This window comes from Hydrogenophaga sp. NH-16 (genome assembly GCF_004006415.1).
GTDB lineage: Bacteria > Pseudomonadota > Gammaproteobacteria > Burkholderiales > Burkholderiaceae_C > Hydrogenophaga > Hydrogenophaga pseudoflava.
Map to the genome: position 1 here is coordinate 2,712,537 of NZ_CP029344.1, position 25,555 is coordinate 2,738,091.

General features: G+C 66.6%; 20 protein-coding genes and 2 tRNA genes. 13 read left to right on the forward strand and 9 right to left on the reverse strand.

Annotated elements, in window-relative coordinates; translation table 11 throughout:
• Position 1: 1 nt before the first annotated feature.
• Positions 2–1,756, reverse strand: coding sequence for a lipid A export permease/ATP-binding protein MsbA (gene msbA / locus DD542_RS13125; RefSeq protein ID WP_241559798.1), 1,755 nt, complete (start codon positions 1,754–1,756; stop codon positions 2–4).
• 205 nt (positions 1,757–1,961) lie between these two features.
• On the opposite strand from msbA, the gene tolB reads away from it, so the two are divergent.
• The 8 genes from tolB (at position 1,962) to DD542_RS13165 (ending at position 8,786) form a co-directional block, all read left to right on the forward strand.
• Entirely contained in the window at positions 1,962–3,272 is a 1,311-nt protein-coding gene (gene tolB, locus DD542_RS13130) for a Tol-Pal system beta propeller repeat protein TolB (protein ID WP_127807391.1), read from the forward strand.
• A gap of 67 nt (positions 3,273–3,339) precedes the next feature.
• Complete coding sequence (gene pal / locus DD542_RS13135; RefSeq protein ID WP_079365802.1) at positions 3,340–3,912, forward strand: peptidoglycan-associated lipoprotein Pal; 573 nt, start codon at positions 3,340–3,342, stop codon at positions 3,910–3,912.
• A gap of 49 nt (positions 3,913–3,961) precedes the next feature.
• Positions 3,962–4,714, forward strand: coding sequence for a tol-pal system protein YbgF (gene ybgF, locus DD542_RS13140; protein WP_241559549.1), 753 nt, complete (start codon positions 3,962–3,964; stop codon positions 4,712–4,714).
• Between the two features lie 56 nt (positions 4,715–4,770).
• Positions 4,771–5,883 carry a YeeE/YedE family protein gene (locus DD542_RS13145; protein WP_127805967.1) on the forward strand — a complete coding sequence of 371 codons (1,113 nt, stop codon included), beginning with the start codon at positions 4,771–4,773 and terminating at the stop codon, positions 5,881–5,883.
• Positions 5,880–6,695 (forward strand): tRNA threonylcarbamoyladenosine dehydratase, encoded by an 816-nt coding sequence (locus DD542_RS13150; RefSeq protein WP_127805968.1) that lies wholly within the window; start codon positions 5,880–5,882, stop codon positions 6,693–6,695. Before DD542_RS13145 ends, DD542_RS13150 begins: the two co-directional genes overlap by 4 nt.
• Positions 6,696–6,741: 46 nt before the next feature.
• A tRNA-Lys gene (locus DD542_RS13155) sits at positions 6,742–6,817 on the forward strand.
• 54 nt (positions 6,818–6,871) lie between these two features.
• Positions 6,872–6,947 (forward strand) — tRNA-Lys (locus DD542_RS13160).
• Positions 6,948–7,220: 273 nt separating this feature from the next.
• Positions 7,221–8,786: a methyl-accepting chemotaxis protein gene (locus DD542_RS13165; RefSeq protein WP_127805969.1), complete on the forward strand. Its 1,566-nt coding sequence runs from the start codon at positions 7,221–7,223 to the stop codon at positions 8,784–8,786.
• Between the two features lie 66 nt (positions 8,787–8,852).
• Here the strand turns inward: DD542_RS13165 and DD542_RS13170 are convergent, their stop codons facing one another.
• From DD542_RS13170 to DD542_RS13205, 8 genes are all read right to left on the reverse strand, one after another.
• Positions 8,853–9,104, reverse strand: coding sequence for a GlsB/YeaQ/YmgE family stress response membrane protein (locus tag DD542_RS13170; protein ID WP_206610671.1), 252 nt, complete (start codon positions 9,102–9,104; stop codon positions 8,853–8,855).
• 131 nt (positions 9,105–9,235) lie between these two features.
• Positions 9,236–11,248 carry an ATP-binding cassette domain-containing protein gene (locus tag DD542_RS13175; RefSeq protein ID WP_066160377.1) on the reverse strand — a complete coding sequence of 671 codons (2,013 nt, stop codon included), beginning with the start codon at positions 11,246–11,248 and terminating at the stop codon, positions 9,236–9,238.
• Positions 11,245–12,138 (reverse strand): 50S ribosomal protein L3 N(5)-glutamine methyltransferase, encoded by an 894-nt coding sequence (prmB, locus tag DD542_RS13180; RefSeq protein ID WP_127805970.1) that lies wholly within the window; start codon positions 12,136–12,138, stop codon positions 11,245–11,247. Before prmB ends, DD542_RS13175 begins: the two co-directional genes overlap by 4 nt.
• 5 nt (positions 12,139–12,143) lie before the next feature.
• Positions 12,144–13,316 (reverse strand): succinyl-diaminopimelate desuccinylase, encoded by a 1,173-nt coding sequence (dapE, locus tag DD542_RS13185; RefSeq protein ID WP_066160370.1) that lies wholly within the window; start codon positions 13,314–13,316, stop codon positions 12,144–12,146.
• Entirely contained in the window at positions 13,316–14,476 is a 1,161-nt protein-coding gene (locus DD542_RS13190; protein ID WP_127805971.1) for a PilT/PilU family type 4a pilus ATPase, read from the reverse strand. Before DD542_RS13190 ends, dapE begins: the two co-directional genes overlap by 1 nt.
• Positions 14,477–14,502: 26 nt before the next feature.
• The gene (dapD, locus tag DD542_RS13195) at positions 14,503–15,336 is read right to left on the reverse strand and encodes a 2,3,4,5-tetrahydropyridine-2,6-dicarboxylate N-succinyltransferase (RefSeq protein WP_127805972.1); all 834 of its coding nucleotides are present in this window, start codon (positions 15,334–15,336) and stop codon (positions 14,503–14,505) included.
• A 34-nt stretch (positions 15,337–15,370) separates the two neighbouring features.
• Complete coding sequence (dapC, locus tag DD542_RS13200) at positions 15,371–16,597, reverse strand: succinyldiaminopimelate transaminase (RefSeq protein WP_066160359.1); 1,227 nt, start codon at positions 16,595–16,597, stop codon at positions 15,371–15,373.
• 46 nt (positions 16,598–16,643) lie between these two features.
• Positions 16,644–17,666 carry a tripartite tricarboxylate transporter substrate binding protein gene (locus DD542_RS13205; RefSeq protein WP_127805973.1) on the reverse strand — a complete coding sequence of 341 codons (1,023 nt, stop codon included), beginning with the start codon at positions 17,664–17,666 and terminating at the stop codon, positions 16,644–16,646.
• A 158-nt stretch (positions 17,667–17,824) separates the two neighbouring features.
• Here DD542_RS13205 and DD542_RS13210 point away from each other — a divergent pair, with 158 nt between their 5' ends.
• From DD542_RS13210 to smc, 5 genes are all read left to right on the forward strand, one after another.
• Positions 17,825–19,270, forward strand: coding sequence for an FAD-dependent oxidoreductase (locus tag DD542_RS13210; protein WP_127807392.1), 1,446 nt, complete (start codon positions 17,825–17,827; stop codon positions 19,268–19,270).
• A 55-nt stretch (positions 19,271–19,325) separates the two neighbouring features.
• Positions 19,326–20,150 carry an IclR family transcriptional regulator gene (locus tag DD542_RS13215; protein ID WP_127805974.1) on the forward strand — a complete coding sequence of 275 codons (825 nt, stop codon included), beginning with the start codon at positions 19,326–19,328 and terminating at the stop codon, positions 20,148–20,150.
• 34 nt (positions 20,151–20,184) lie between these two features.
• A complete protein-coding gene (locus DD542_RS13220) occupies positions 20,185–21,477 on the forward strand; it encodes an aconitase X catalytic domain-containing protein (protein ID WP_066160354.1) in 1,293 nt (430 codons plus the stop codon).
• Complete coding sequence (locus DD542_RS13225; RefSeq protein ID WP_066160351.1) at positions 21,474–21,929, forward strand: DUF126 domain-containing protein; 456 nt, start codon at positions 21,474–21,476, stop codon at positions 21,927–21,929. Before DD542_RS13220 ends, DD542_RS13225 begins: the two co-directional genes overlap by 4 nt.
• Before the next feature lie 85 nt (positions 21,930–22,014).
• Positions 22,015–25,536, forward strand: a complete 3,522-nt coding sequence (smc, locus tag DD542_RS13230) for a chromosome segregation protein SMC (protein WP_127805975.1) — start codon at positions 22,015–22,017, stop codon at positions 25,534–25,536.
• Positions 25,537–25,555 lie beyond the last annotated feature (19 nt).

Consider the following 25,555-nt stretch of genomic DNA (forward strand, 5'->3'; position numbering starts at 1 on the left):
TTCACACCGCCTCGGGCTCCGGTGAGAAGCCCTGGGCGTGCAGCCGTGCGTACAGGCCACCCGCGCGCAGCAGCTCCTGGTGGGTGCCTTGCTCCGCGATGCGGCCGTTGGCCAGCACGACCACACGGTCGGCGTGTTCGATGGTCGAGAGTCGGTGGGCGATCACCAGCGTCGTGCGGCCTTTCATGAGGCGGGCCAGCGCTTCCTGCACCAGCCGCTCGGACTCGTTGTCCAGCGCCGAGGTGGCCTCGTCGAGGATCAGGACCGGCGCATCCTTGTAGATCGCCCGGGCAATCGCCAGCCGCTGGCGCTGTCCGCCCGACAGCTCGGCTGCGTTGTGTCCGACGTTGCTGTGGATGCCGCGTGGCAGCCGCGAAACCAGCTCGCCCAGGTTGGCCGAGTGGAGGGCCGCGAGCACCTTCTCCTCGTCGATGGCCCCTTCCGCGGCGCCCAGCGCCACGTTTGCGGCGAGGGTGTCGTTGAGCATGATCACGTCCTGGCTGACCATCGCAAACTGCCGGCGCAGGCAGTGCAGGTCCCAGTCCGGCAGGGCGACGCCGTCGAGCAGCACGTCGCCATGCAGCACCTCGACAAAACGGGGCAGCAGGTTGGCGAGCGTGGTCTTGCCAGAACCGGAAGGGCCCACCAGCGCCAGCACCTCACCCGGCTGCACCTGCAGCGACACGCCGCACAGCGCCGTGCGGTTGACCTCGTCGTCGCTGGTGTTTTCGTCGTCCCGCGACGGGTAGCGCACCCAGACGTCCTTCAGCTCGATGGCGCCCTGGACGCGCTCGGCCTGGTGGGTGCCGCTGGACTGTTCGGGTGTGTCCTCGATCAGCTCCAGTCCGCGCTCCAGGGCCGCCAGGCCCCTGGTGATGGGGCCGGCGATCTCGGCCAGGTGCCGGATAGGCGCCACCAGCATCAGCATGGCCGTGACGAAGGCCACAAAATTGCCGACAGTGACGCCGCTGCGGCTGCTCTGCCACAAGGCCACCGCGATCACCGCAGACAGCGCCACCGCCGCCAGCATCTGCGTCAAGGGTGTCATCGCGGCCTGCGCGATGGTCGACTTCAGTGCCAGCCGCCGCAGGCGCACGCTCAGCGACTCGAAGCGCTCGGACTGACGCTCCTGCGCGCCGTGCAGACGGACCATGCGGTGGGCGAGGGCATTCTCCTCGACCACATAGGCCAGCTCGTCGGTGGCTTGTTGGCTGGATTTGGTGAGGCTGTAGAGGCGGCGCGAGAGCACCCGCATCACCACCACCAGCGCCGGGAACAGGAAGAGCACGATGAGGGTGAGCTTCCAGTTCAGATACATGAGATAGCCCAACAACGCCAGCAGTGTGAGGCTGTCCTTGGCCAGGGTCAGCAGTGCGTTGACCAGCAGGGTTGAGCCTGTCTGCACTTCGTAGACCAGCGTGTTGGAGAGCTTGCTGGCGCTCTGGCGGGCGAACAGCGTCAGCTGCGCGTCGTTGAGCTTGGCAAACATGGCGCGTCGAAGATTGAGCAGGCCCAGGCTGGCGGTGTAGGACAGTGCGTACTGCGCGAGGAAGCCGGCCAGCCCGCGGATACCGAACAGTCCCACCAGAGCCACAGGGACCATCCAGAGGTCGATGTTTCCTTCAGAGAAGCCACTGTCCAGCAGCGTCTTGAGTAGCGCGGGAATCATCGGCTCGGTGAGTGCTCCGATGATGGTGCAGATCACCGCGAGCACGATGCCCGCCGACGCCGAGCGGAAGTAAGGCCAGAACCTCACCAGGCGCTCGCGGATGGTGGCGGAGGGTGGTGCAGCAGGGGTGGAAGGCGAGGTCAAGGCGGCGGTCGGTGGTTCGTGAGGCTCGGCGAGAGGGCTCCGGGCCCGCGTGCGGCAAGGATATGGCACATCTTGTCACGGTCGGGGAATGCGCTTCCGGTATTATCCGACGGCAGCGCTTTCTGTCGCTGACACCAACACCCGACGCATGCTGGATTTGAATCGACCCGAATGGCTGCCCACGCGGCGGCATCTGTTGTCCCAAGCCGCTGCCCTCCCGCTGGCGGCTCTTCCCCTCCAAAACGCTCTGGCGCAATTTCGCGTCGAAGTCTCCGGCGCTGGTGTGACCCAGATTCCGATTTCTGGCGTGGTTTTCCGCGACAACGGTCTGGCCAATCAGGACATGATCGCGATTGTCCGGGCCGACCTTGAGCGCAGTGGGCAGTTCAAGTTCATCGAGCCGCTGCCGGTCCGTCTGGACGAGACCTCGAGACCCGATCTGGCTGCCTGGCGTGAGAAAGGCACGGACGCTCTGCTGACCGGCAGCGTGTCCAAGCTTGCCGATGGACGCTTCGACATCCGCTTCCGGCTCTGGGATTCGGTTCGCGGACAGGACCTTGGAGGGCTCAGCTACCCGGTCAACGCCAGCGATCTGCGTTACGCGGCGCACCGTATCGCCGACTACGTGTACGAGAAGCTCACGGGTGAAAAAGGGGTGTTCGCCACCCGCATCGCGTACGTGACCAAGAACGGTCCGCGCTACACCCTGCTGGTGGCCGACTCCGATGGTGAAAACGCGAAGGCCACACTGAGCAGTCCTGAACCGATCATTTCCCCGAGCTGGGCGCCCGGTGGTGGGCAACTGGCCTATGTGTCGTTCGAATCGCGCAAACCCGTCATCTACTCGCACGATGTAGCCACCGGAAAAAGGCGCCTGCTGGCCAACTTCCGCGGCTCCAACAGTGCGCCCTCCTGGTCGCCGGATGGTCGCCAGGTCGTGGCCACACTGTCTCTCTCGGGCAATGCGCAGGTGTATGCCATGGACGCCAATGGCGGCCAGCCGCGCCGGCTGACCCAGTCGGGCAGCATCGACACCGAGCCAGTGTTCAGTGCCGATGGTCGCTCGATCTTCTTCGTGAGCGACCGTGGTGGCTCGCCCCAGATCTACCGCATGGGTGCCGGCGGCGAAAACCCTCAGCGCCTGACCTTCACCGGCAACTACAACATTTCTCCGGCACCCAGCCCCGACGGGCGCTGGCTGGCCTTCATCTCCCGCGTGGGCGGGGCATTCCGCCTGCACGTCATGGAGCTGTCCAGTGGCAATGTCACTGCGCTGAGCGATGCGAGCGCAGACGAAAGCCCCAGTTTTGCACCCAACAGCCGACTCATCGTGTACGCCACCCGTGATCGAGGCCAAGAGGCTCTGATGACGTCGACCGTCGACGGTCGTGTCAAGACGCGGCTGACCGGTGCCCAGGGCGACATCCGAGAGCCCGAGTGGGGTCCGTTCGTCCGCTGACCCCTGCCGCTTTGGTGCCTTGCCTCTTTTCAAAACCAACCAACCCGATTCAGAAAGGGACCTGTCAATGAACAACACCTCGACCCCGGCTGCGCAACGCAAAACTTCCCAATGGGCCTCCCGGCTCGGCGCCTTGATCCTGGTGGCATCGCTCGCGGCCTGCGGCTCCAGCGTGAAGCTGGATGAAGCGCCGGTCGAAGACCGCAACACCACCACTGGCCAGGCCGGTCAGGATGGCACCGGTTCCGGCGTCGATCCGCGTGGCGTCACCGGGGTGCAGGTTCCTGGCATGGACTCTGAGCAGCCTGCTGCGCTCTCCCGCATCGTCTATTTCGACTACGACAGCTTCGAGATTCGTGCCGAATACACCGCGGCTCTGGAAGCCAACGCCCGCTATCTCAAGGCCAACCCGAACCGCAAGGTGGCGCTAGAAGGTCATACCGACGAGCGCGGTGGCCGTGAGTACAACCTGGCGCTGGGCCAGAAGCGCGCAGAGGCCGTTCGCCGTTCGCTGGCGCTGCTGGGTGTGAGCGAGTCCCAGATGGAGCCGGTGAGCTTCGGGGAAGAGAAGCCCGCCGCGATGGGCATGGACGAGACGTCCTATGCCAAGAATCGCCGCGTGGAAATGACCTACCGCTGACATGACCGTGCGCACATCTGCTGTCCTGTCTGTTCGAGTCGCAGCTGCCATGGCGCTGGTTGGCGCTTGCCTGTGGCCGCTGCAGGCCCATGCCTTGTTCGACGACGATGAGGCGCGCAAGGCGATCCTGGACCTTCGGCAGAAATTTGACGCTTACAAGCTGGAAATCGATGCAAAGCTCAATCGCATGGCAGCAGAGTCGCGCGATGCGGGCTCGGCCGGCCAGCGGAGCCTGCTGGAGCTCTCCAACCAGAACGAACAGCTCAGGTCTGAGATTGCCCGTCTGCGTGGCCAGAACGAGCAACTGGCTCGCGAGGTGTCCGAGCTGCAGCGCTTGCAGAAGGATGTCCAGGCGGGTGTTGATGCGCGTCTGAAACAGGTTGAGCCCAGCAAGGTGTCGGTCGACGGCGCGGAGTTCTCTGCGTCACCAGAGGAGCAGCGCGAATACGACGCAGCCATGGAACTGCTGCGCAAGTCGGACTTCGCCGGAGCCGCCTCCGCCTACTCGGCCTTCCTGCGGCGTTTCCCCGGCAGTGGTTACATCCCTTCTGCCCTGTACTGGCAGGGCAATGCCTTGTACGCCACCCGTGCCTACAAGGAGTCGATTGACAGCCACCGGCGTCTGGTGAGTCAGTACCCGACCCACATGCGCACCCCTGAAGCCATGCTCGCGATGGCCAACAGCCAGGTTGAACTCAAGGACAGCAAGTCGGCCAAGCGCACGCTGGAGACCCTGGTCCGGACCTATCCCCAGTCCGAAGCAGCTGCAGCGGGCCGCGAGCGTCTGTCGCGTCTGCGCTGATCCTGCCAGAAGCCTCCACCCCGCCTGAGGTGGAGGGCCGCTTCTACAATCGCCGGATGGACCTCGCCGGCATTCAAACTCTTCAAACCACTGTTCTCTGGGCCGCATTCGCGGCCTCTTGTCTTTTCGGCTTCATCGCCCAGCGGACGCAGTTCTGCACCATGGGGGCGGTGAGCGACATCGTCAACATGGGGTCCTGGACCCGCATGCGGATGTGGGGCATGGCGGTGGGTGTGGCCATGATCGGCTTCTACGGCATGGGCTGGCTGGGCTGGATCGACACCGGCAAGACCATCTACAGCTCCGGGCGCATCATCTGGCTGTCCGCGCTCGTGGGCGGCCTGCTGTTCGGCTTCGGCATGGTGCTGGCCTCCGGCTGCGGCAGCAAGACGCTGGTGCGCATCGGAGCGGGCAGCCTGAAGTCGCTGGTGGTGTTCTTCGTCATGGGCTTTTTTGCGTTTGCCACCCTGCGCGGAGTTTTTGCCGTGCTGCGCGTGAATACGGTTGACAAGGTCGCCGTGGACATCGCTGCTGGCGGGAGTGTGCCCATGTGGTTGACGCAGTTTTTCGGTTTTGCTCCCGACGTGTCCGGTCTGGTTGCCGCGCTGCTGGTGGGGGGCGCGCTGATGTTCTGGGCGCTGCTAGGGAGGGACTTCCGCACGCCGGACGGATTGCTGGCCGGTGTCGGGCTGGGCGCGGTGATCGCATGGATGTGGTGGATCAGTGGCCACCTTGGCTTTGTGCCAGAGCATCCCGAGACGCTGGAATCGGTGTATCTCGCGACCAACAGCGGGCGCATGGAATCGCTGACCTTCACGGCGCCGATGGCCTACCTGCTGGATTGGCTCATTTTCTACAGTGACACCTCCAAGGCGCTGACACTGGGCGTGGTGACGGTGGTCGGCGTGGTCGTTGGCTCGTTCGTTCAGTCGCTGCTGTCTCGCAGCTTTCGCTGGGAGGGATTTCGCGACACCCAGGACACCGCCTTGCACCTTGCTGGAGCCGCCTGCATGGGTGTGGGCGGCGTGACCGCCATGGGTTGCACGGTCGGCCAGGGACTGTCGGGCCTGTCCACGCTGAGCCTGACCAGTGCCATTGCAGTGACCGGCATCATGATCGGGGCTGTGCTGGGCTTCCGTTTCCAGATCTGGCTGCTTGAACGCGAATGAACGCAGATTTCGACCGGCGCTTCGGCGGCATGCGCCGCCTCTACGGCGTTCAGGGCGCACAAGCGGTGTTTGACGCGCATGTGATGGTGGTGGGCATTGGAGGGGTGGGGTCCTGGGCCGTGGAAGGCCTCGCTCGCAGCGGCGTGGGGCGCCTGACGCTGGTCGACATGGACCATGTGGCCGAGTCCAATATCAATAGACAGATCCATGCGCTGACCGACACCTTGGGCATGGCCAAGGTCGCGGCCATGCGCGAGCGGATTGCGCAGATCAACCCTGCATGCGTGGTCGAGACAGTCGACGACTTCGTGACGGAGGAAAACTGGCCTGTGCTCGGCGCCAGGCTGCTGGAGCATGCAGGACCGGTCGCAGTCATCGATGCCTGTGATCAGGTGCGTGCCAAAACGGCCATGGCGGCGTGGGCCATGGCGTGCGGGGCCAACTTTGTGTCCGTGGGCGCAGCGGGGGGCAAACGCAAGCCGCAGGCCATCGAGGTTGGAGACTTGGCCGAGGTCACCCACGACCCGCTGCTGGCCCAGTTGCGGTACAGGCTGCGCAGGGCACACGGCGCGCCACGCACCCGTCGCATGGGTGTGAGCTGTGTGTTCAGCCGCGAGGCCGTGGCGCCGCCCGATGCGTCGTGCAATCTTTCGTCATCCGATGGATCGCTCAACTGCCATGGTTACGGGTCGGTGGTCAGCGTGACGGCAAGCTTCGGGCTGTGTTCGGCGGGGAGCGTGCTCAACGCTCTCGCAGATTGCGCATCAAACAAACTGGGCATGCTTTCGAAACGGCCTGAAATGACGCTATAATTTGAGGCTTCGCGCTATCCGATTCGTAAGACAACGGAATGTGTGCGGGGCGTTAGCTCAGTTGGTAGAGCAGCGGACTCTTAATCCGTAGGTCGAGTGTTCGAGTCACTCACGCCCCACCAGTTATTTGGTATGTGAAGTTCCTGGCTGAAGTCAGGGTCACCGTTCGATTTGATGGGACGTTAGCTCAGTTGGTAGAGCAGCGGACTTTTAATCCGTTGGTCGGCAGTTCGAGCCTGCCACGTCCTACCAAAATCCTCTCTCTGAGGACATAGAAAGCCTGCTACTTTTCCTGTAGCAGGCTTTTTTTGTTGGCGTTCCCGCTGCCTGCGCAGGAATGGCCGGGTTTGGCTGTGGTCATTCGGCCTTCAGTCCGTGCCAGGGTGTCCGATATTCCAGAAACCCATTGCCATCTTGGCGTGCTTCCACCACACAGAGGCATTGTCGGAGTGGGGAAGGTGGAGCTGCTCCTTGCGACGCATACAGCTCTGTTCGGACGGGCAGTGAATCAAACGGGGACACCACATGGGACTGATCATCAAGGCCCTGCGCCAATGGCGAATCCGCACACGCATGGTTGCCCTGCTTGTGATCGCACTGACTCTGGTGTGCTTTGTGGCCGCGGCCGGGGTCCTGTCCCTGCAACTGCAAAGCCAGCGCACCGACGAGTTCATCAACCGCTCGCTGCATTTGTCTCACCAGCTCAGTGAGATCAACCGAAAGGTCGGGGACATCAATCGGGCGGAAAAGGACATGGTCATCTACTACGACGACCGCATCACGCTCAACCAGCACCGGGATCGGTGGACAGCCGCGGTGGCTGCGGTGCAGAAGCAACTGGGCGTTCTGCTGGACGGCGCCGGCGAGAAGGCGGCCCCACCGCTCAAAGAGGCGCTCACCAGGCTGGAGGCGTATGAAGCCGCCACCAAACAGATCGTGTTGCAGGTGGAGGACGGTGCCTACGACAACAGCCACACGGCCGACAAGATGCTGGGACAGGCCAAGGAACAGATGCGCCTGATCGAGGCGGCGTTGCAGGCGCTGGCGCAGGTGCTGGATACCGATGCCGCCGAAGCGCGCGCCGCGCGAGAGCAGGGCGTCCAGCAGGCCACCATGATCAGCCTGGGCGTGCTGGTGGCCGTGGCGGCACTGCTGGTGCCATTCGTCTGGCTCAACATGCGCAGCATTTGTGTCCCACTGGACCAGGCGCGCGAACTGGCCAGCGCCATTGCCCAAGGTGATCTGACCCGCCATGTGGACACTGATGGGCGCGACGAAACCGCCGCCATGTTGACCTCGTTGCAGTCCATGCAGGTGTCGCTTCAGGCGGCTGTGACGCAGGTGCGCCAGGCCAGCGACAGCATCGGCACGGCGAGCGCGGAGATTGCATCGGGCAACCAGGACCTCTCCAGGCGCACCGAGCAGGCGGCCAGCAACCTGCAGCAGACCGCGGCCTCCATGGAGCAGCTGACCAGCACGGTCAAGAACAGCGCCGATGCGGCCCGCCAGGCCAACCAGCTGGCCGCCAGCGCCTCGGAGATCGCGGTGCGTGGTGGTCAGGTGGTCGACCAGGTGGTGCACACCATGCAGGAGATTCACCGCAGCAGCCAGAAGATCAACGACATCATCGGCGTGATCGATGGCATCGCCTTCCAGACCAACATCCTGGCACTCAATGCGGCGGTGGAAGCGGCTCGGGCCGGCGAGCAGGGCCGCGGCTTTGCGGTGGTGGCGGCCGAGGTGCGCAGCCTGGCGCAACGCAGCGCCGAGGCGGCCAAGGAAATCAAGGGGCTGATCAGCGCCAGCGTGGACAGGGTCGAGACCGGCAGCCGTCTGGTGGGCGACGCGGGCCAGACCATGGGCGAGGTGGTGGCCAGCGTGCAGCGGGTGACCGACATCATCGGTGAGATCAGTGCGGCCGCGGGCGAACAGAGCGACGGCATCGGCCAGGTGAACGTGGCGGTGGCGCAGCTGGATCAGATGACGCAGCAGAACGCCGCGCTGGTCGAGGAAAGTGCAGCAGCGGCTCAGAGCCTCAAAGACCAAGCCACTGTGCTGACCCGCACGGTGCAGGTGTTCCGGGTGCAATGACCACGATCCGCCGCAGGAGCGGAGTCTTTGCGGTCGCGGCCTTCGCTCTCGACCGGGCGCCTGCGCTCAGGCCTTCTTCTTGAGCAGGCCGTAGAGCGCCAGCAGCACGATGGCGCCGACGACGGAAGCGACGAATCCCGCCGGTTGACCCGGCGCATAGAGCCCCAGGGCGGCGCCTGCGTAGCTGGCCAGAAACGAGCCGGCGACGCCGAGCAGGGCCGTCATGATCCAGCCCATGCTGTCATCGCCGGGCTTGAGCATGCGTGCGACGAGGCCTGCGATCAGGCCGATGAACAGGGTGCCGAGAATGGACATCATGCGAAAGGCTCCTTTCAGAACGCAGAGACAGGCCTCTGAGTGTCGGTCACTGTAGCGCCATTCTTTCGATGGCGCAGCCTGTACCTGGCGCCGTCGCCCGGTGTGTGCAGGACGTCATCCCGCAGCAGCCTTCAGGCGACAGAGTTCGCCGCTTCAATCGCTTCGGTCAGTTCAAGCCACCGCGCCTCGACCGTCTCGATCTCGTCGTTCACCGCCTTGAGCTGCCGACCGGCGTCGGCCAGGGCTGCGGGCGTGGCCGGCTGGCTCAGGGTGTCTTCCAGCCGCTGCTTGTCCTGGGTCAGCGCGGCGAGACGTTTCTCCGCCTGTTCCAGCGATTTCTTCAGCGGTCGCAGGCGCTCGGCCAGTTGCTGGCGCTTCTGTGCATCGAGCTTGCGCTGTTCGGCGCTGCTGGGCGCCGGTGCGGCGGCCACGGCCGGGGCGGGGGCTGACGCCACCACCGGTGCCGGGGCCGGTGCAGTCTCTGCCCGCGCCTCCTGCCGGCGCGCCTCGCGGGCCTGCTTGGCCACGTCCAGCAGGTAGCGCTGGTAGTCGTCGAGGTCGCCGTCGAACGGGGCGATGCCGCCCCGCGAGACCAGCCAGAACTCGTCGCACACCGCGCGCAGCAGGGCCCGGTCGTGGCTGACCAGCATCACCGTGCCTTCGAACTCGTTGAGCGCGACCGACAGCGCCTCGCGCGTGGCCAAGTCCAGGTGGTTGGTCGGTTCGTCCAGCAGCAGCAGGTTTGGGCGCTGCCAGACGATCATGCACAGCACCAGGCGCGCCTTCTCGCCGCCGCTCATGCTGCCCACGGCCTGCTTGACCATGTCGCCGCTGAAATTGAACCCGCCCAGGAAGCTGCGCAGGTCCTGCTCGCGCGTGGCCTGGCCACTCAGGCGGCCTTGTGCCGTGCAGTCCTTGACCAGTCGGATCATGTGCTCCAGCGGCGTGTCGGCCGGGCGCAGCACGTCCAGTTCCTGCTGCGCGAAGTAGCCGATGTTCAGGCCCTTGCCCTCGATGATCTCGCCGCTGATCGCGGCCAGGTCGCGCGCGATGGTCTTGACCACGGTGGACTTGCCCTGGCCGTTGGCGCCCAGGATGCCGATGCGCTGGCCGGCCAGCACCGACTTGCTGACGCCGCGCACGATGGTGATCGGGTCGCCGCCGTCCACCGCCGGCGGGTAGCCGAAGCTCACGTCGTGCATGGCCAGCATGGGGTTGGGCAGGTTCTGCGGTTCGGCGAACTCGAAGTTGAACTCCGCCTCGGCCAGCACCGGGCCGATCTTCTCCATGCGCTCCAGCGCCTTGACCCGGCTCTGCGCCTGCTTGGCCTTGCTGGCTTTGGCCTTGAAGCGGTCGATGAACTTCTGCAGGTGTGCCATCTTCTCCTGCTGGCGGGCGTAGGCCGTGGCCTGCAGCGCCATCTGCTCGGCGCGCATGTCCTCGAAGCGGCTGTAGTTGCCGCCGTAGCGGGTCAGCAGGGCGCGTTCGATGTGCACGGTGACATCGGTGACCGCGTCGAGGAATTCGCGGTCGTGGGAGATCACCAGCAGCGTGCCCTGGTAACGCTTGAGCCAGTCTTCCAGCCAGACCAAGGCGTCCAGGTCCAGGTGGTTGGTGGGTTCGTCGAGCAGCAGCAGCTCGCTCGGGCACATCAGCGCGCGCGCCAGCTGCAGGCGCATGCGCCAGCCACCAGAGAAGCTGTTGACCGGGCGCTCCAGTTCGTCGCTGCGAAAGCCCAGGCCCAGGATCAGGGCCTGCGCCCGCGCCGGCGCATCGTGCGCGCCCGCGTCGTGCAGCGCCATGTAGGCGTGGGCCATGCGCTCGCCGTCGTCGCTGGCCTCGGCCGCGGTCACTTCCTGCTGGGCGGCCAGCAGGGTCACGTCGCCTTCGATGACGAACTGTGTCGCGGGCATGTCGGTCTCGGGCATGTCCTGCGCCACCTGGGCCATGCGCCAGTGGGTGGGCACGCTGAAGTCGCCCTTGTCTTCGTGCAGCGTGCCGTCGAGCAGGCGGAACAGGCTGGATTTGCCGGCGCCGTTGCGGCCCACGAGGCCGACTTTCTCGCCGGGGTTGATGGTGCAGGAGGCGCCATCGAGCAGGACCTTCGTGCCGCGACGAAGGACCAGGTTTTTCAGGGTGATCATGGGGAAACGGAAGCGGGAGAAGTGCCGGCGCGCAGGGCGTCGGCGGTCAGCAGCAGCACCTGGTCGTCACCGGCGCTGGTCGAGAGCCAGACCACCTCCAGCTGCGGGAAGGCGGCTTCAAAGAAGGGGCGCTCGTGGCCGATTTCGAGCACCAGCACGCCGTGCGGGGACAGGCGCGGGGGCAGGTCGCGCAGCAGTGCGCGCACGAAGTCCATGCCGTCGGCGCCACCGGCCAGCGCCAGCTCGGGCTCGGCGCGGAACTCCGGCGGCAAGGCGGACATGCTGTCGGCGTTGACGTAGGGCGGGTTGCACAGCACCAGGTCCCAGGGACCCGGGCAGGCGGCAAGTCCGTCGGACTCGATCAGGTGAACTCGATCCTGCAGCCCGTGGCGGTCGACGTTGATGCGCGCCACCGCCAGGGCTTCGGGGGAGAGGTCGGCGCCGGTTACCTGCACCTCGGGCCAGGCCATGGCCGCGAGCACGGCCAGGCTGCCATTGCCGGTGCACAGGTCGAGCACCTGCCGGGTGTCCTCACCGAGCCAGGCGTCGAAGCCGCCGTCGGCGATCAGCTCGGCAATGAAGCTGCGCGGCACGATGGCGCGTTCGTCGACGTAGAAAGGCACGCCTTGCAGCCAGGCTTCGCGCGTGAGGTAGGCGGCGGGCTGGCGGGTTTCGATCCGACGCCCGATCAGGGCCTCGGCCTCGCCGACCTGGGCGGCCTGCAGCTCCTGGCACCCGATGGCGTCCAGATCGCTGTCCAGCGGCATGCCCAGCGACCAGAGCACCAGCCAGGCCGCTTCGTCGCGCGCGTTGGTGGTGCCATGGCCGTAGACGAGGCCGGCGGCCTCCAGCCGGTCCTGGGACCGGTCCAGCAGTTCCTGCAATGTCATGGTGTTCAGCCGGCCAGCGCCGCGCTGCGGTTCAGGCGTTCGAGCACGCCGCGGTAGATGGCCGTGAGCGGCTCGATGTCGGCCACGGCCACGTGCTCGTCGACCTTGTGGATGGTGGCGTTGGGAGGACCGAGTTCGACCACCTGCGGGCAGATTTGCGCGATGAACCGGCCGTCGCTGGTGCCGCCGGTGGTGGAGAGCTCGGTCGCGATGCCGGTGGCGTCCTGGATGGCGGCGCGCACGGCATCGACCAGGGTGCCTGGCGTGGTGAGGAAGGGCAGGCCGCCCAGGGTCCACGCGAGGTCGTAGTCGCTGCCTGGCCGCAGACCATGCCGCGCCAGCACCTCGGCCACGCGGCCCTGCAGGCCTTCGGGCGTGGACTCGGTGGAGAAGCGGAAGTTGAAGTCGATGACCACGGTGCCGGGAATCACGTTGCTCGCGCCGGTGCCGCCGTGGATGTTGCTGACCTGCCAGCTGGTGGGCGGAAAGAAGGCGTTGCCTTCGTCCCAGACCGTGGCCGCCAGTTCGGCCAGTGCAGGGGCCACCAGGTGGATAGGGTTCTTCGCCAGCTGCGGGTAGGCGATGTGGCCCTGGATGCCCTTGACCGTGAGCTTGCCGCTCATGGTGCCGCGGCGGCCGTTCTTGATCATGTCGCCGGTGCGCTCGACCGAGGTCGGTTCGCCCACGATGCACCAGTCCAGCCGTTCACCGCGTCGCTGCAGTTCCTTGCAGACCACCACCGTGCCGTCGTTGGCCGGGCCTTCCTCGTCGCTGGTGAGCAGGAAGGCGATGTCGATGGCCGGCCGCGGCGTGGCGGCGAGGAACTGTTCGCAGGCCACCACCATCGCCGCCAGCGAGGTTTTCATGTCGCTCGCGCCGCGTCCGAAGAGCCTGCCGTCGCGGTGGCTGGGCACGAAAGGGTCGCTGGTCCAGGCGTCCAGCGGGCCGGTGGGCACCACGTCGGTGTGGCCCGCCCAGACGAGGGTGGGGCGCCGACCGGTGCCGCAGCGCGCCCACAGGTTGGCAACGCGGAAGGCGTCCGGTCCGCTGTCCATGCGCTCGCATGCAAAGCCCAGCGTTTGCAGCCGCGCCGCGATGATGTCCAGGCACCCCGCGTCATCGGGGGTGACCGAGGGGCGGGCGATCAGTTCTTCGGCAAGGCGCAGCGTGGCGGTCATCAGAATTTGACGTCGAGCGTGAACTCGGTGAAGGTGGCCTGGTCGCTCTGGTCGTCGTCCGACGGCGTCCCCGCCTGGCTGGCCTTGGAGGCGTTGAAGTCGTTCTGCAGACGCCAGAGCAGGTTGTTGGGCGAATCGGCATGCACCAGCGCCTCGTTGCGCGTGACCAGGCCGTCGAGCACCAGACGCGCGAGGTCCTGCTCGAAGCTCTGCGAGCCGACCGCCAGCGACTTTTCCATCGCTTCGCGCACCCCCGAGAAGTCGCCCTTCTGGATCAGGTCGGCCACCAGGGCGGTGTTGAGCAGCACCTCCATCGCTGGCACTCGTCCGCCGGTGTGGGTGCGCAGAAGGCGCTGCGACACGACGGCGCGCAGCGCAGCGGCCAGATCGCCCAGCATGGTCGGGCGCACCTCGACGGGGTAGAAGCTCAGGATCCGGTTGAGGGCCTGATAGCTGTTGTTGGCGTGCAGGGTGGCCATGCACAGGTGGCCCGACTGGGCGTAGGCAATGGCGGCCGACATGGTCTCGCGGTCGCGGATTTCGCCGATCAGGATCACATCCGGCGCCTGGCGCAGGGCATTCTTCAGGCCGACCTGCAGCGATGCGGTGTCCCGGCCGACCTCGCGCTGGTTGATCACCGAGCGCTTGTTGCGGTACATGTACTCGATCGGCTCCTCGATGGTGAGGATGTGGCCGGTGGCGTTCTCGTTGCGGTGGTCGATCATGGCCGCCAGCGTGGTCGACTTGCCGGCGCCGGTGGCACCGACCATCAGCACCAGGCCGCGTTTTTCCATCACGATCTCGTTGAGGATCGGGGGCACGTTCAGCGAGTCCAGCGACGGCACGTCCGCCGGAACAAAACGGATCACCACCGCGTAGTTGCCGCGCTGGCGCATGGCACTGACCCGGAAGTTGCCGATGCCGTCCAGCGGCACCGCCATGTTGAGTTCACCGGTTTCCACCAGTTCCTCGATGCGGGCCGGCGGCACGATTTCGGACAGCAGGTTGCGCGGCGCCTCGGGCGGCAGCACCTGGCTGTTGATCGGGATGGTCTGGCCGTTGATCTTGATCATCGCCGGCGCATGGGCCGACAGGTAGACGTCCGAGGCCTTCTTGTCGGCCATCAGGCGCAGGATGCGCTCCATCGTTCCGCTGCTCATGTCGGCTCCCGGGTCAGGCGTTGAGATCAGTCGCGCAGCAAGTCGTTGATGCTGGTCTTCGAGCGCGTCTGGGCGTCCACGCGCTTGACGATGATGGCGGCGTACATGCTGTAGTCGGCGCCGTTGGCGGCCTTCTTGGGCAGGTTGCCGCTGACCACCACCGAGCCCGAGGGCACGCGGCCGTAGCTGATCTCGCCGGTGGCGCGGTCAAAGATCGGGGTGCTCTGGCCGATGTACACGCCCATGCCGAGCACCGAGTTCTCTTCCACGATCACGCCTTCGACCACTTCGGAGCGGGCGCCGATGAAGCAGTTGTCCTCGATCACGGTCGGGTTGGCCTGCAGCGGTTCCAGCACGCCGCCGATGCCGACGCCGCCGGAGAGGTGCACGTTCTTGCCGATCTGTGCGCAGGATCCCACGGTGGCCCAGGTATCGACCATGGTGCCCGAGTCGACATAGGCGCCGATGTTCACATAGGAGGGCATGAGGATCGCGCCCGACGCGATGAAGCTGCCGCGGCGGGCCACGGCCGGGGGCACCACGCGCACGCCGGTGGCCTTGAGTTCGGCCTCGGAGAGGTGGGCGAATTTGGTCTGCACCTTGTCGAAGAAAGCCAGGTCGCCGGCCTTCATCACCGCGTTGTCCTTCAGGCGGAACGACAGCAGCACGGCCTTCTTGATCCACTGGTGCACCGTCCACTGGCCCACGCCTTCGCGGGTGGCCACGCGCAGCTTGCCGCTGTCGAGTTCGGCAATCACGTGCTCGACCGCGTCCAGCACTTCCTTCGGGGCGGATGCGGGCGAGAAGTCGGCGCGCTGTTCCCAGGCGTTGTCGATCAGGGTTTGCAGTTGTTGGGTCATGAGACGGGTCGGCGTTGGGGTTGAAATGGGTGGTTCAGCGAGACTGTTCGCGGCAGAAGCGCACGATGCGTTCAGCGGCTTCCAGGCATTCGGCGGGTTCGGCCACCAGGGCCATGCGCACGCGGCCGGCGCCGGGGTTGGTGCCACCACTGGCTCGCGCCAGGTAGCTGCCGGGCAAAACGGTCACATTGTATTGAGCCAGCAGTTCCCGGGCGAAGGCCTCGTCGGCGCTCAGGCCGGCCACCTTGCCCTCGAACGAGGCCGGCACGCCGGCCCAGAGGTAGAAGGCCGCGTCGGGCAGCGCCACATCCAGCACCTCGGCCAGCATGGGTGTGACGGCGGCGAACTTCTCGCGGTACTGGCGGCGGTTGTCGATCACATGCTCCTCGTCGCCCCACGCGGCCACGCTGGCGGCCTGCACGGCCGGGCTCATGGCGCCGCCGTGGTAGGTGCGGTAGAGCAGGAAGCTCTTGATGAGCGCGGCATCCCCCGCCACGAAGCCGCTGCGCAGGCCGGGCACGTTGCTGCGCTTGGACAGGCTGGTGAACATCATGAGGTTCTTGAAGTCCGGGCGGCCCAGCTTCACCGCGGCTTCCAGGCCGCCCAGGGGCGGCTCGTCGCGGAAGTAGATCTCGCTGTAGCACTCGTCGGACGCGATCACGAAGCCGTGGCGGTCGCTCAGCTCGAACAGCTTCTGCCACTCGTCCAGCGGCATCACGGCGCCGGTGGGGTTGCCGGGCGAGCAGACGAAGATCAGCTGCGTGCGCGCCCAGACCTCGTCGGGCACGCTGTCCCAGTCCACCGCGAAGTTGCGCGCCGGCACGCTGGGTACGTAGAAGGGCTGGGCGCCGCCGAGCAGGGCCGCACCTTCGTAGATCTGGTAGAACGGATTGGGAAAGGCCAGCGTGGCGCCGGGCTTTGAGGCGTCCAGTACCGTCTGTGCAAACGAGAACAGGGCCTCGCGCGAACCGTTCACCGGCAGCACCTGGGTGGCGGCGTCGACGGGGACGCCATAGCGGCGCTGCATCCAGGCGGCGCAGGCCTGTCGCAGGGCGGGTTCGCCGGCGGTGGCCGGGTAACCGGTCAGGCCGGTGTCCAGCGCGGCGGCCAGCGCGTCCTTGAGCATCTGCGGCGTGGCGTGTTTGGGCTCGCCGATGCCCAGGCTGATGGGACGCAGGTCGGGGTTGGGCGTGACGCCCGCGAAGAGCCGGCGCAGCCGTTCGAAGGGGTAGGGCTGCAGGCGGGAGAGCAGGGGATTCATGGGCCGCGATTATCGGCCATGGCCTGCGGCCCGCCGGCTGCAGGTCTTACTGTTTGGGCAGTCCCAGCTTGCTGATCATGGCGCCCCATTCGTCGTGGGTTTTCTGCACGAGCGCGGCGAATTCCTGCGGTGTGTTGCCGCCCGCCTCGTAGCCGCCATCCCGGTAGAACTTGGCGACTTCGGGCATGGCCAGCACTTTCACCAGCGCGTCGTTGAGCTTCTTCACGACGGCCGGCGGCATGTTGGCCGGGCCGAAGAAGCCAAGCCAGCTGGGCAGGTCCATGCCGGTGTACCCCTGTTCGGCAAACGTGGGCACGTCGGGCAGGGCGCTGACGCGCTGGGACGCCGCAATGGCCATGATCTTCACCTTGCCGCTCTGCGCGGCAATGATCGCGGAGGGTGCGGAATCGAACATGTACTGGACCCGGCCCCCGATCAGGTCCTTGGCCGCGTCGGAGCCACCCTTGTAGGGGATGTGCACGGAGTCGATCTGGGTCTGACGGGTGAACGCCTCACCGTAGATGTGCGACGACGTGCCGAGGCCGAACGATGCATAGCTGGTCTTGCCGGGATTCGCCTTGATGTAGGCGACCAGTTCGCGCACGTTGTTCGCCGGCACGGAGGTGCTCATCGACAGCACCAGCGGGCCCCGCCCGCCCACCGACAGCGGGGTGAAGTCCTTGAACGGGTGGTAGGGCACCTTGGCAAACATGTGGGGGTTCTGCGCAAAGGTGGAGGATGGCGAGTACATGAGCGTGTAGCCATCCGGTGCGGCTCGGGCGACCTCGCTGGCGGCGAGCATGGTGCTGGCGCCTGGCCGGTTGTCCACGACCACATTGGTGCCCAGCACCTCGCCGAGCTTCTGGGCCACGGTGCGGGCCTGGGCATCGGTGCCGCCACCTGCGGTGAAGCCGACCACCAGGCGGATCGGACGGTCTTTTGTCGGGAAATCCTGGGCGAATGCGGGCAGCGTGCTGCCGGTCAGTGCGGCGGCTGCCAGCAGCGTCACGACCTGACGGCGTGTGCGCGAGGCCGTACGAGAAGGGGTGGTGGGGCCAAGTTCGGGCATGTTGTCTCCTGTTGTGGTTGCGATGAAAATGGACTGTATATCCATAAAACACTTTCAGTAAGCGTGTTTTGTCGGTGTTAACCCTTATAAACGCCAATTTGGATTGTAAAAATGAAAACACAGTCCATAATTAGAGCAACCAAGGAGAAGATATGAAAGTGCAGACCCTCACGCGGACCGACGAACGCTTCCTCACCTCGGATGTGTTCGATCGCGACCAGCGGGTGGCGCGGCCGGATCACGGCACCTGGGACGAGCCCGGGCGGCGCATCCCGATTTACCACCGTTGTGGTGTGCTGGTCGTGGGTGGGGGGCCTTCGGGTACCGCCGCCGCCGCCTCCGCCGCCGCCGCCGGTGCCGACGTGGCACTTCTGGAGCGCTACAACCACCTGGGCGGGCTGTCAACCGGCGGGCTGGTGATCTGGATCGACCGCATGACCGACTGGGAAGGGCAACTGGTTGTGCGAGGTTTCGCCCAGGAGGTGTTCGAGCGGTTGCCGGCGGATGCCATCGCCGGGCCGACCCGGGAGGACTGGGGGTCCCAGGAGCCCGACAAGGCGGGCTACTGGTCGCACCGCACGGCGGGCTTCCACGGCGTCGTGACCTGGTCGCCCACCATCGACCCCGAGCGTCTGAAACTTCTGTCGCAGGAAATCGTGATCGAGCGTGGCGTCAAGCTGATCTACCACTCATGGGCCGCGCTGCCCATCGTGGATGAAAAGGGGGTCGTCAAAGGCGTGGTCTTCGAGAGCAAGGAAGGGCGCATGGCCATCATGGCCGACGTGGTGGTCGACGCCACCGGCGACGGTGATCTGTTCGCGCGCGCCGGTGCGGCGTTCGTCAACGACATCGAACAGGCCGACGTGCACCACTGCATGAACACCTCCTGGCTGTTCGGGGGCGTTGACATGAACCGCTGGATCGACTTCAAGACTGGGCGACCCGACGATCACGCGGCCTTCATGGCCCGAGGTCGTGAGCAGCTCAAACTGTTCGAACGCCCGTTTGTGTCCTGGCGCAACGACATCGCGCTGTTCATGGGGCCGCGGCAGTCGGGGTACTCGGCGCTCGATGTGGACGATCTGACGGCGGTTGAAGTGCGTTCGCACCGGGCGATGGCCGCCCATCTGGACTATTTCAAGGCACACGCGCCGGGCTTCGAAGACGCCTATCTGCTGCAAAGCGCGCCGCAGATCGGCGTGCGCCACGCGCGCCGGCTGGTCGGCACGGATGGCGTCTGGCGCCACCGCTGGCCCGAGGGGCGTGCGCTGCCCGACGAGGTGGCGGTTTCGCCGGCGGTCTCGCCCAAATTCCCCAACATCTCCGTGCCCTACGGTGCGCTGGTGCCCGAGAAGCTCGACGGGCTGCTGGCCTGTGGCCGCCACATTTCCTGTGACCGCAATTCGCACGGATTCATGCGCGAGATTCCGCAATGTTGGCTGACCGGCCAGGCCGCCGGAGTGGGGGCCGCGCTGGCGGTGCGCCACGGCGTCGCACCGCGCGCGGTGGACATCGGTGCCTTGCAGGCCGAGTTGTTGCGCCAGGGGGTGTATCTGCGACCCGGCGCGGCCGTGCAGCCCGAGCCGTTGGTCGCGTCGGCGTGAGCGCATCCTCATGAAGGCACCTCTTATATTGGCGGGTTTCCAGGAGGAGACCACCATGGCGAACGATCGTCCAGGCATCCACGACGCGCCGCGAGCCGAGCGCCCCGATACCGTGTCCGCGCTGGAGCGTGGCCTTTCTGTGTTGCGCTGTTTCTCCGAGGAACGGCCAGTGCAGGGGTACGCCGAGCTGGTGCGCATGACGGGCATTCCCAGGCCCACGCTCAACCGCATCGTCGGCACATTGCTGGGGGCCGGCATGCTCAAGAGCGCGCCTGCGGCCGACCGGTTCATGTTGGGGCCGGGCGTGGTGTCGCTGGCGCGGGTCTTTCTCGGCAGCCTGGATGTTCGGGGCGTGGCCCGGCCCCACCTCCAGGCGCTGGCGGAGGAAGTGGGTGTGTCCACCTATCTGGCTGTGCGCGACGGCATGGAGATGGTGATCATCGAGGCGTGCCGTCCGCGCTCGTCGATGCTCACCGCACGGCTGGACGTGGGCTCGCGCGCACCACTGCCGGTGTCGGCACTGGGGCGAGCCTTCCTGTCGGCCGTCGACGATGCCCAGCGCCAGCAGCTGATCGATTCGCTGCGGCTGTTGCGCGGCCCCGAATGGGACAGTGTGGCCCCGGCCATGCACCGCTCGATCGACGAGGCCCGGCGGCTGGGCTACTGCCTGTCGCTCGGCGAATTCCACCGCGAGATCAATTCGGTGTCGGTGGCGCTGTACGGACCGTCCGGCGAGGTCATGGCGCTGAACTGCGGTGGCGCCGCGTTCATGTTCACCGAACAGCGCCTGCGCGAGGAGCTGGCGCCGCGCCTGCGGGCCATTGCCAAAGACATCGCCCAGGCCATCGGCGGGCGCTTGCCCGAACTGCGGCCGTCCTGAGGCGGCCTGCCACCACCCACGTTACGGAGACCCCATGCAACTGAGCGATGAAGAGAAAGCCATGTACGACGGCCGCGACGGACCGGCCGTTCAGAAGGCGATGGACCTGCTGGTGCGCTACGGAGAAGCGCTGGATGCCGAGTGCCTGGTGCAGACCCGCAACGTCTGCGCCACCATCACCTCGACCACGCCGTTCCAGCGCGAATTCGCGCTGGCCAAGGGCGGCATGGACGCGGTGTTTTCCGAGTTCAGCCTCGACAGCCAGGAAGTGGTGCAGATTCCTAAGTTCAAGGTCTTCACCAGCCATCTGCAGCTGGGCTTCGATCCCGGTCAGCCCGAGCGCATGGGCGTGAACGAGGAGACCGTGCGGTTCTATGAGCAGAGCGAGCGCCACGCTGCCGGTTTGGGCGCCCAGATCATGAACACCTGCACCCCGTATCAGGTGGGCAACATTCCCACCCGCGGCGAGCACTGCGCATGGATGGAGTCGTCCGCGGTGGTCTACTGCAACTCGGTGCTGGGGGCGCGCACCAACACCGAGGGACGCGAGAGCTGTGGTGCGGCGATGCTGACCGGGCGCATTCCCTACTGGGGCTATCACCTTCCCGAAAACCGATACGCCACACACCTCGTGGAACTCGACATCGAGGTCGAGTCGGTGCAGGACTGGGGACTGCTGGGCTACTTCATCGGCGAACATGTGCAGGATCGGGTGCCGGTGCTGCATCGGCGAGGGGGGCTGGAGCAGGTGCCCAACCTGCCGCGCCTCAAGCACTTTGGCGCCGCCGCCGCGTCCTCGGGCGGGGTGGAGCTTTTCCACATCGCCGGCATCACCCCTGATGCCCTGACGCTGGAACAGGCGCTCGGGGGGCGGGCGCCGCGCGAAGTGCTGCGCTACGGTGAGGCCGAGCGCCGCCTCGCTTACGAGAAGCTCAACATGACCGCGCAGTCGGCCGAGATCCAGTACGTCATGCTGGGCTGTCCGCACTACACAATCGAGCAGATCTGGGAAGCCGCGCAACTGCTGGAAGGACGGCGCGTGCATCCGGACTGCGAGCTGTGGATCTTCACGCCGCGCGCCATCAAGGCGCTGGCCGACCGCAACGGTTACACCAAGATCATCGAAGACGCCGGCGGCATCCTCATGTCCGACAGCTGTTCTGCCATGAGCCGCGCTGTGCCCAAGGGCACCCGGACGGTGGCACTGGACTCGGCCAAGCAGGCGCACTACCTGCCCGCCATCCTCGGCGTGCAGGCCTGGTTCGGCACCACGGCGCAATGCATCGACGCGGCATGCACCGGCCGCTGGCAAGGAGGACTGCAATGAGCACCGAAACACCGTCCCTGGCCCCGCCCAGCGAACCAAAGGTGATCGTCATCCACGGACGCAAAGTGGTGGGTGGCATCAGCGAAGGCGAGGCGCTGGTCACGCGCGACCACATTTCAGGCTGGGGCGGCATCGACCCGCGCACCGGCAGCGTGATCGAAACCCGCCACGAACTGCGGGGACAGAGTTTTGCCGGCAAGGTGCTGGTGTTCCCGGGAGCCAAAGGCTCCTCGGGCTGGTCGGCCATGTTCCACATGACCCGGTTGCTCAAGACCGCGCCGGCGGCGTTCCTGTTCAATGAAATGACCACCAAGATGGCACTGGGCGCCGTGGTGACCCATGCACCGGCCATGACCGGGTTCGATCGAGATCCGCTCGATTGCATCGAGACCGGAGACTGGGTGCGGGTGGACGCCGAAGCCGGCGTGGTGGAAATCACCAAGCGCGGTTGAGGCGGGGCGGGGCGCTGCCCCCTTGGGCGCCAGGGCGGCTGGGGTAACATTTCGGGCCTGTATCCGATCACCGACTGGGGCCCCTTTGCGTCTGAATTCCATCAAGCTGTCCGGCTTCAAATCGTTCGCCGAGCCGACCAACTTCATGCTGCCCGGGCAACTGGTGGGCGTGGTCGGCCCGAACGGCTGCGGCAAGTCCAACATCATGGACGCGGTGCGCTGGGTGCTGGGCGAGTCCAAGGCCTCCGAACTGCGTGGCGAGTCCATGCAGGACGTGATCTTCAACGGCACCAACAACCGCAAGCCGGCCAGCCGCTCCAGCGTGGAGCTGGTGTTCGACAACAGCGACCACCGCGCCGGTGGACAGTGGGGCCAGTTCACCGAAATCGCGGTCAAGCGCGTGCTCACGCGCGACGGCACCAGCAGCTACTACATCAACAACCAGCCGGTGCGCCGCCGCGACGTGCAGGATGTGTTCCTGGGCACCGGCCTGGGGCCGCGGGCCTACGCCATCATCGGCCAGGGCACGATCAGCCGGATCATCGAATCCAAGCCCGAGGAACTGCGCCTGTTCCTCGAAGAGGCCGCGGGCGTCTCCAAATACAAGGAGCGCCGCCGCGAGACCGCCAACCGCCTGGCCGACACGCGCGAGAACCTGACCCGGGTCGAGGACATCCTGCGCGAGCTCAACGCCAACCTCGACAAGCTGGAAAAGCAGGCCGAGGTGGCGGCGCGCTACCACGAGCTGCAGTCCGGCGCCACGCTCAAGCAGCACCAGCTGTGGTTCCTCAAGCGCGCCGAAGCCGAAGCCGACCAGGTCAAGGTCAAGAACGATGCGGCCCAGGCGGTAAACGATCTGGAATCGCGAACCGCGGACCTACGCCGTGTGGAAAGCGAGCTGGAAACCATCCGCCAGGCGCATTACGCCGCGGGCGACCAGGTCAACCAGGCCCAGGGCAAACTCTACGAGGCCAGCGCCGAGGTGGGCAAGCTCGAAGCCGAGATCCGTTTCGTGGTCGAGGGCCGCCAGCGCGCCGAGCAGCGCCTGACACAGCTCAAGGAGCAGATTGCTTCCTGGTCGACCCGCAGCCAGGACGCCGCCGTCGAGCTGGAGCAGCTGGCAGAGAACATCGTCGCGGCCGAGGAGCGCTCGGTCGAGCTTGCAGCGCAAGGCGAGGAGCAGTCCGGCAGCCTGCCGTCACTGGAAGACGCGCTGCGCGCCGCGCAGAACGCCGCCAACGAGCAGCGCGGCAGCGTGACCCAGGTGCAGCAGCAGATCCAGGTGCTGGCCGCCGAGCAGCGCAACATCGAAGAACAGAGCCGCCAGCTCAACCAGCGGCGCGAGCGGCTGGTGGCCGACCGCAACGCCCTGGCCGCGCCCGATGAGGCCCGACTGGCGCAGTCCCAGGCGGCGTTCCAGCAGGCCGAGCAGGCCGCCGAGCTGGCCGAGGCGGTGCTGCACGAACTGCAGGAGAGCGTGCCCGAGCTGGACGAACAGCGTCGCGCGGCGCAGCTCGCGGTCAACCAGGAGTCGGCCAGGCAGTCCGACCTGTCGGCCCGGCAGGAAGCGCTCAAGGCCTTGCAGGAGAAAGTGCGCACCGACGGCAAGCTCAAGCCCTGGCTGGCCAAGCATGGGCTGGACGGCTTGCAGGGCCTGTGGAGCCGTATTCATATAGAGCCCGGCTGGGAAAACGCCCTGGAGTCCGCCTTGCGCGAGCGCCTGAGCGCGCTGGAGGTGTCGCGCCTGGAGATGGTGCGCGCCTTCGGCAACGACGCGCCGCCGGCCAAACTGGCGTTTTACAGTCCGCCTGCTGCGGACGTGCCCGCGCCGGCCCGCGCCGGTCTCAAGCCATTGGCCGACTGGCTGCGCCTGAACGACGCCGGGCAGAAGGCCTTGCTGGCCGACTGGCTGCAGGGCTGCTGGACCGCCGCGAGCCTGGACGAGGCCATGGCGCTGCGCAGCCAGCTGCAGGCCGGCGAAGCCCTCTATGTGCCGGCCGGCCATGTGGTCACGGCGCACAGCGTCAGCTTCTACGCGCCCGACAGCGAACAGGCCGGCCTGCTGGCCCGCGCCCAGGAAATCGAGAACCTCGACAAACAGCTCAAGGCCCAGGTGCTGATCGCCGAACAGGCGCGCGCCGCGCTGGTGCGCGCCGAAGCGGCCTACACCGACGCCTCGCAGCGCCTGGTGGCCGCGCGCCGCGAGGGTGCCGAGACCCGCACCCGCGCGCACGAACTGCAGGTGGAGATGCTGCGCCTGACCCAGCTGGCCGAGCAGACCCGCGCCCGCAGCGAGCAGATCGCCGCCGACCTCGCCGAGGTCGATGGCCAGCTCGACGAGCTGCAGGAGCGCCGCGTCACGGCCGAAGCCCGCTTCGAAGAACTGGACATGCAGCTGGCCGACAGCCAGGAGCGGCACGCCCAGCTGGACGACAAGGTGATCGCTGCCGAACGGGCGCTGAACGATGCGCGCGAACAGCAGCGCGGGCTGGAGCGCCAGGCGCAGGAGGCCACCTTCACGCTGCGCAGCCTGCAGGCGCGCCAGGGCGAGCTGCAGCGCTCGCTGGAGACTGCCGGGACGCAGGAAAAGGCGCTGGCCGACGAGGCCGCGCGCGCCGCCGATGAATTCGCCCGCCTGAACGACGCTGCCGCCCAGGCCGGCCTGCAGTCGGCGCTGGCCATGAAGCTGGAGCGTGAGCAGGCGCTGGGCGCACTGCGCAGCCAGTACGACGACCTCACCGCCAAGCTGCGCGCCAGCGACGAACACCGCCTGAAGCTGGAGCGCGAGCTCGACCCGCTGCGCCAGCGCATCACCGATTTCCAGCTCAAGGAACAGGCCGCGCGCCTGGGCGTCGAGCAGTACAGCCAGTTGCTGGCCGAGGCACAGGCCGACCTGGCCGCGGTGGCGCAGAGCATCACCGAAGGCAATGTGCGCCTGGCCGGCCTGCAGTCCGAAATCGACCGTTTCCACCGAGAGATCCAGGCCCTGGGCGCGGTCAACCTGGCCGCGCTGGACGAGCTGACCGCCGCGCGCGAGCGCAAGACCTTCCTCGACGCCCAGTCCAAGGACCTGATCGAGGCGATGAACACGCTGGAAGACGCGATCAAGAAGATCGACGCCGAGACCCGCGACCTGCTGGGCAACACCTTCAACACCGTCAACGAGCACTTCGGCCGCATGTTCCCCGAGCTGTTCGGCGGCGGCAACGCCAAGCTGGTGATGACCGGCGAAGAGATCCTGGACGCTGGCGTGCAGGTGCTGGCCCAGCCACCGGGCAAGAAGAACCAGACCATCCACCTGCTCTCGGGCGGCGAGAAGGCGCTGACCGCCATCGCCCTGGTGTTCGCCATCTTCCAGCTCAACCCGGCGCCGTTCTGCCTCCTGGACGAGGTGGACGCGCCACTGGACGATGCCAACACCGAGCGCTACGCCCGCCTGGTGACCAGCATGAGCAAGCAGGGTACGCAGTTCCTGTTCATCAGCCACAACAAGATCGCCATGGAAATGGCCGAGCAGCTGATCGGCGTGACCATGCAGGAACAGGGGGTCTCGCGCATCGTGGCGGTGGACATGGAATCCGCCGCCGGTATGCTCGAATCCGCCTGAGGCCATCCCCCACCACCGC

Bases quoted from the DNA above. Each gene is read 5' to 3' on its own strand.
- DD542_RS13215 (WP_127805974.1), top strand. From the start codon at position 19,326: ATGGCGAACGATCGTCCAGGCATCCACGACGCGCCGCGAGCCGAGCGC.
- prmB (WP_127805970.1), bottom strand. From the start codon at position 12,138: ATGACATTGCAGGAACTGCTGGACCGGTCCCAGGACCGGCTGGAGGCC.
- ybgF (WP_241559549.1), top strand. From the start codon at position 3,962: ATGGCGCTGGTTGGCGCTTGCCTGTGGCCGCTGCAGGCCCATGCCTTG.
- DD542_RS13150 (WP_127805968.1), top strand. From the start codon at position 5,880: ATGAACGCAGATTTCGACCGGCGCTTCGGCGGCATGCGCCGCCTCTAC.
- tolB (WP_127807391.1), top strand. From the start codon at position 1,962: ATGCTGGATTTGAATCGACCCGAATGGCTGCCCACGCGGCGGCATCTG.
- DD542_RS13205 (WP_127805973.1), bottom strand. From the start codon at position 17,666: ATGCCCGAACTTGGCCCCACCACCCCTTCTCGTACGGCCTCGCGCACA.
- DD542_RS13165 (WP_127805969.1), top strand. From the start codon at position 7,221: ATGGGACTGATCATCAAGGCCCTGCGCCAATGGCGAATCCGCACACGC.
- DD542_RS13190 (WP_127805971.1), bottom strand. From the start codon at position 14,476: ATGAGCAGCGGAACGATGGAGCGCATCCTGCGCCTGATGGCCGACAAG.
- DD542_RS13225 (WP_066160351.1), top strand. From the start codon at position 21,474: ATGAGCACCGAAACACCGTCCCTGGCCCCGCCCAGCGAACCAAAGGTG.
- DD542_RS13170 (WP_206610671.1), bottom strand. From the start codon at position 9,104: ATGATGTCCATTCTCGGCACCCTGTTCATCGGCCTGATCGCAGGCCTC.
- DD542_RS13220 (WP_066160354.1), top strand. From the start codon at position 20,185: ATGCAACTGAGCGATGAAGAGAAAGCCATGTACGACGGCCGCGACGGA.
- DD542_RS13145 (WP_127805967.1), top strand. From the start codon at position 4,771: ATGGACCTCGCCGGCATTCAAACTCTTCAAACCACTGTTCTCTGGGCC.
- dapD (WP_127805972.1), bottom strand. From the start codon at position 15,336: ATGACCCAACAACTGCAAACCCTGATCGACAACGCCTGGGAACAGCGC.
- dapE (WP_066160370.1), bottom strand. From the start codon at position 13,316: ATGACCGCCACGCTGCGCCTTGCCGAAGAACTGATCGCCCGCCCCTCG.
- DD542_RS13175 (WP_066160377.1), bottom strand. From the start codon at position 11,248: ATGATCACCCTGAAAAACCTGGTCCTTCGTCGCGGCACGAAGGTCCTG.
- dapC (WP_066160359.1), bottom strand. From the start codon at position 16,597: ATGAATCCCCTGCTCTCCCGCCTGCAGCCCTACCCCTTCGAACGGCTG.
- pal (WP_079365802.1), top strand. From the start codon at position 3,340: ATGAACAACACCTCGACCCCGGCTGCGCAACGCAAAACTTCCCAATGG.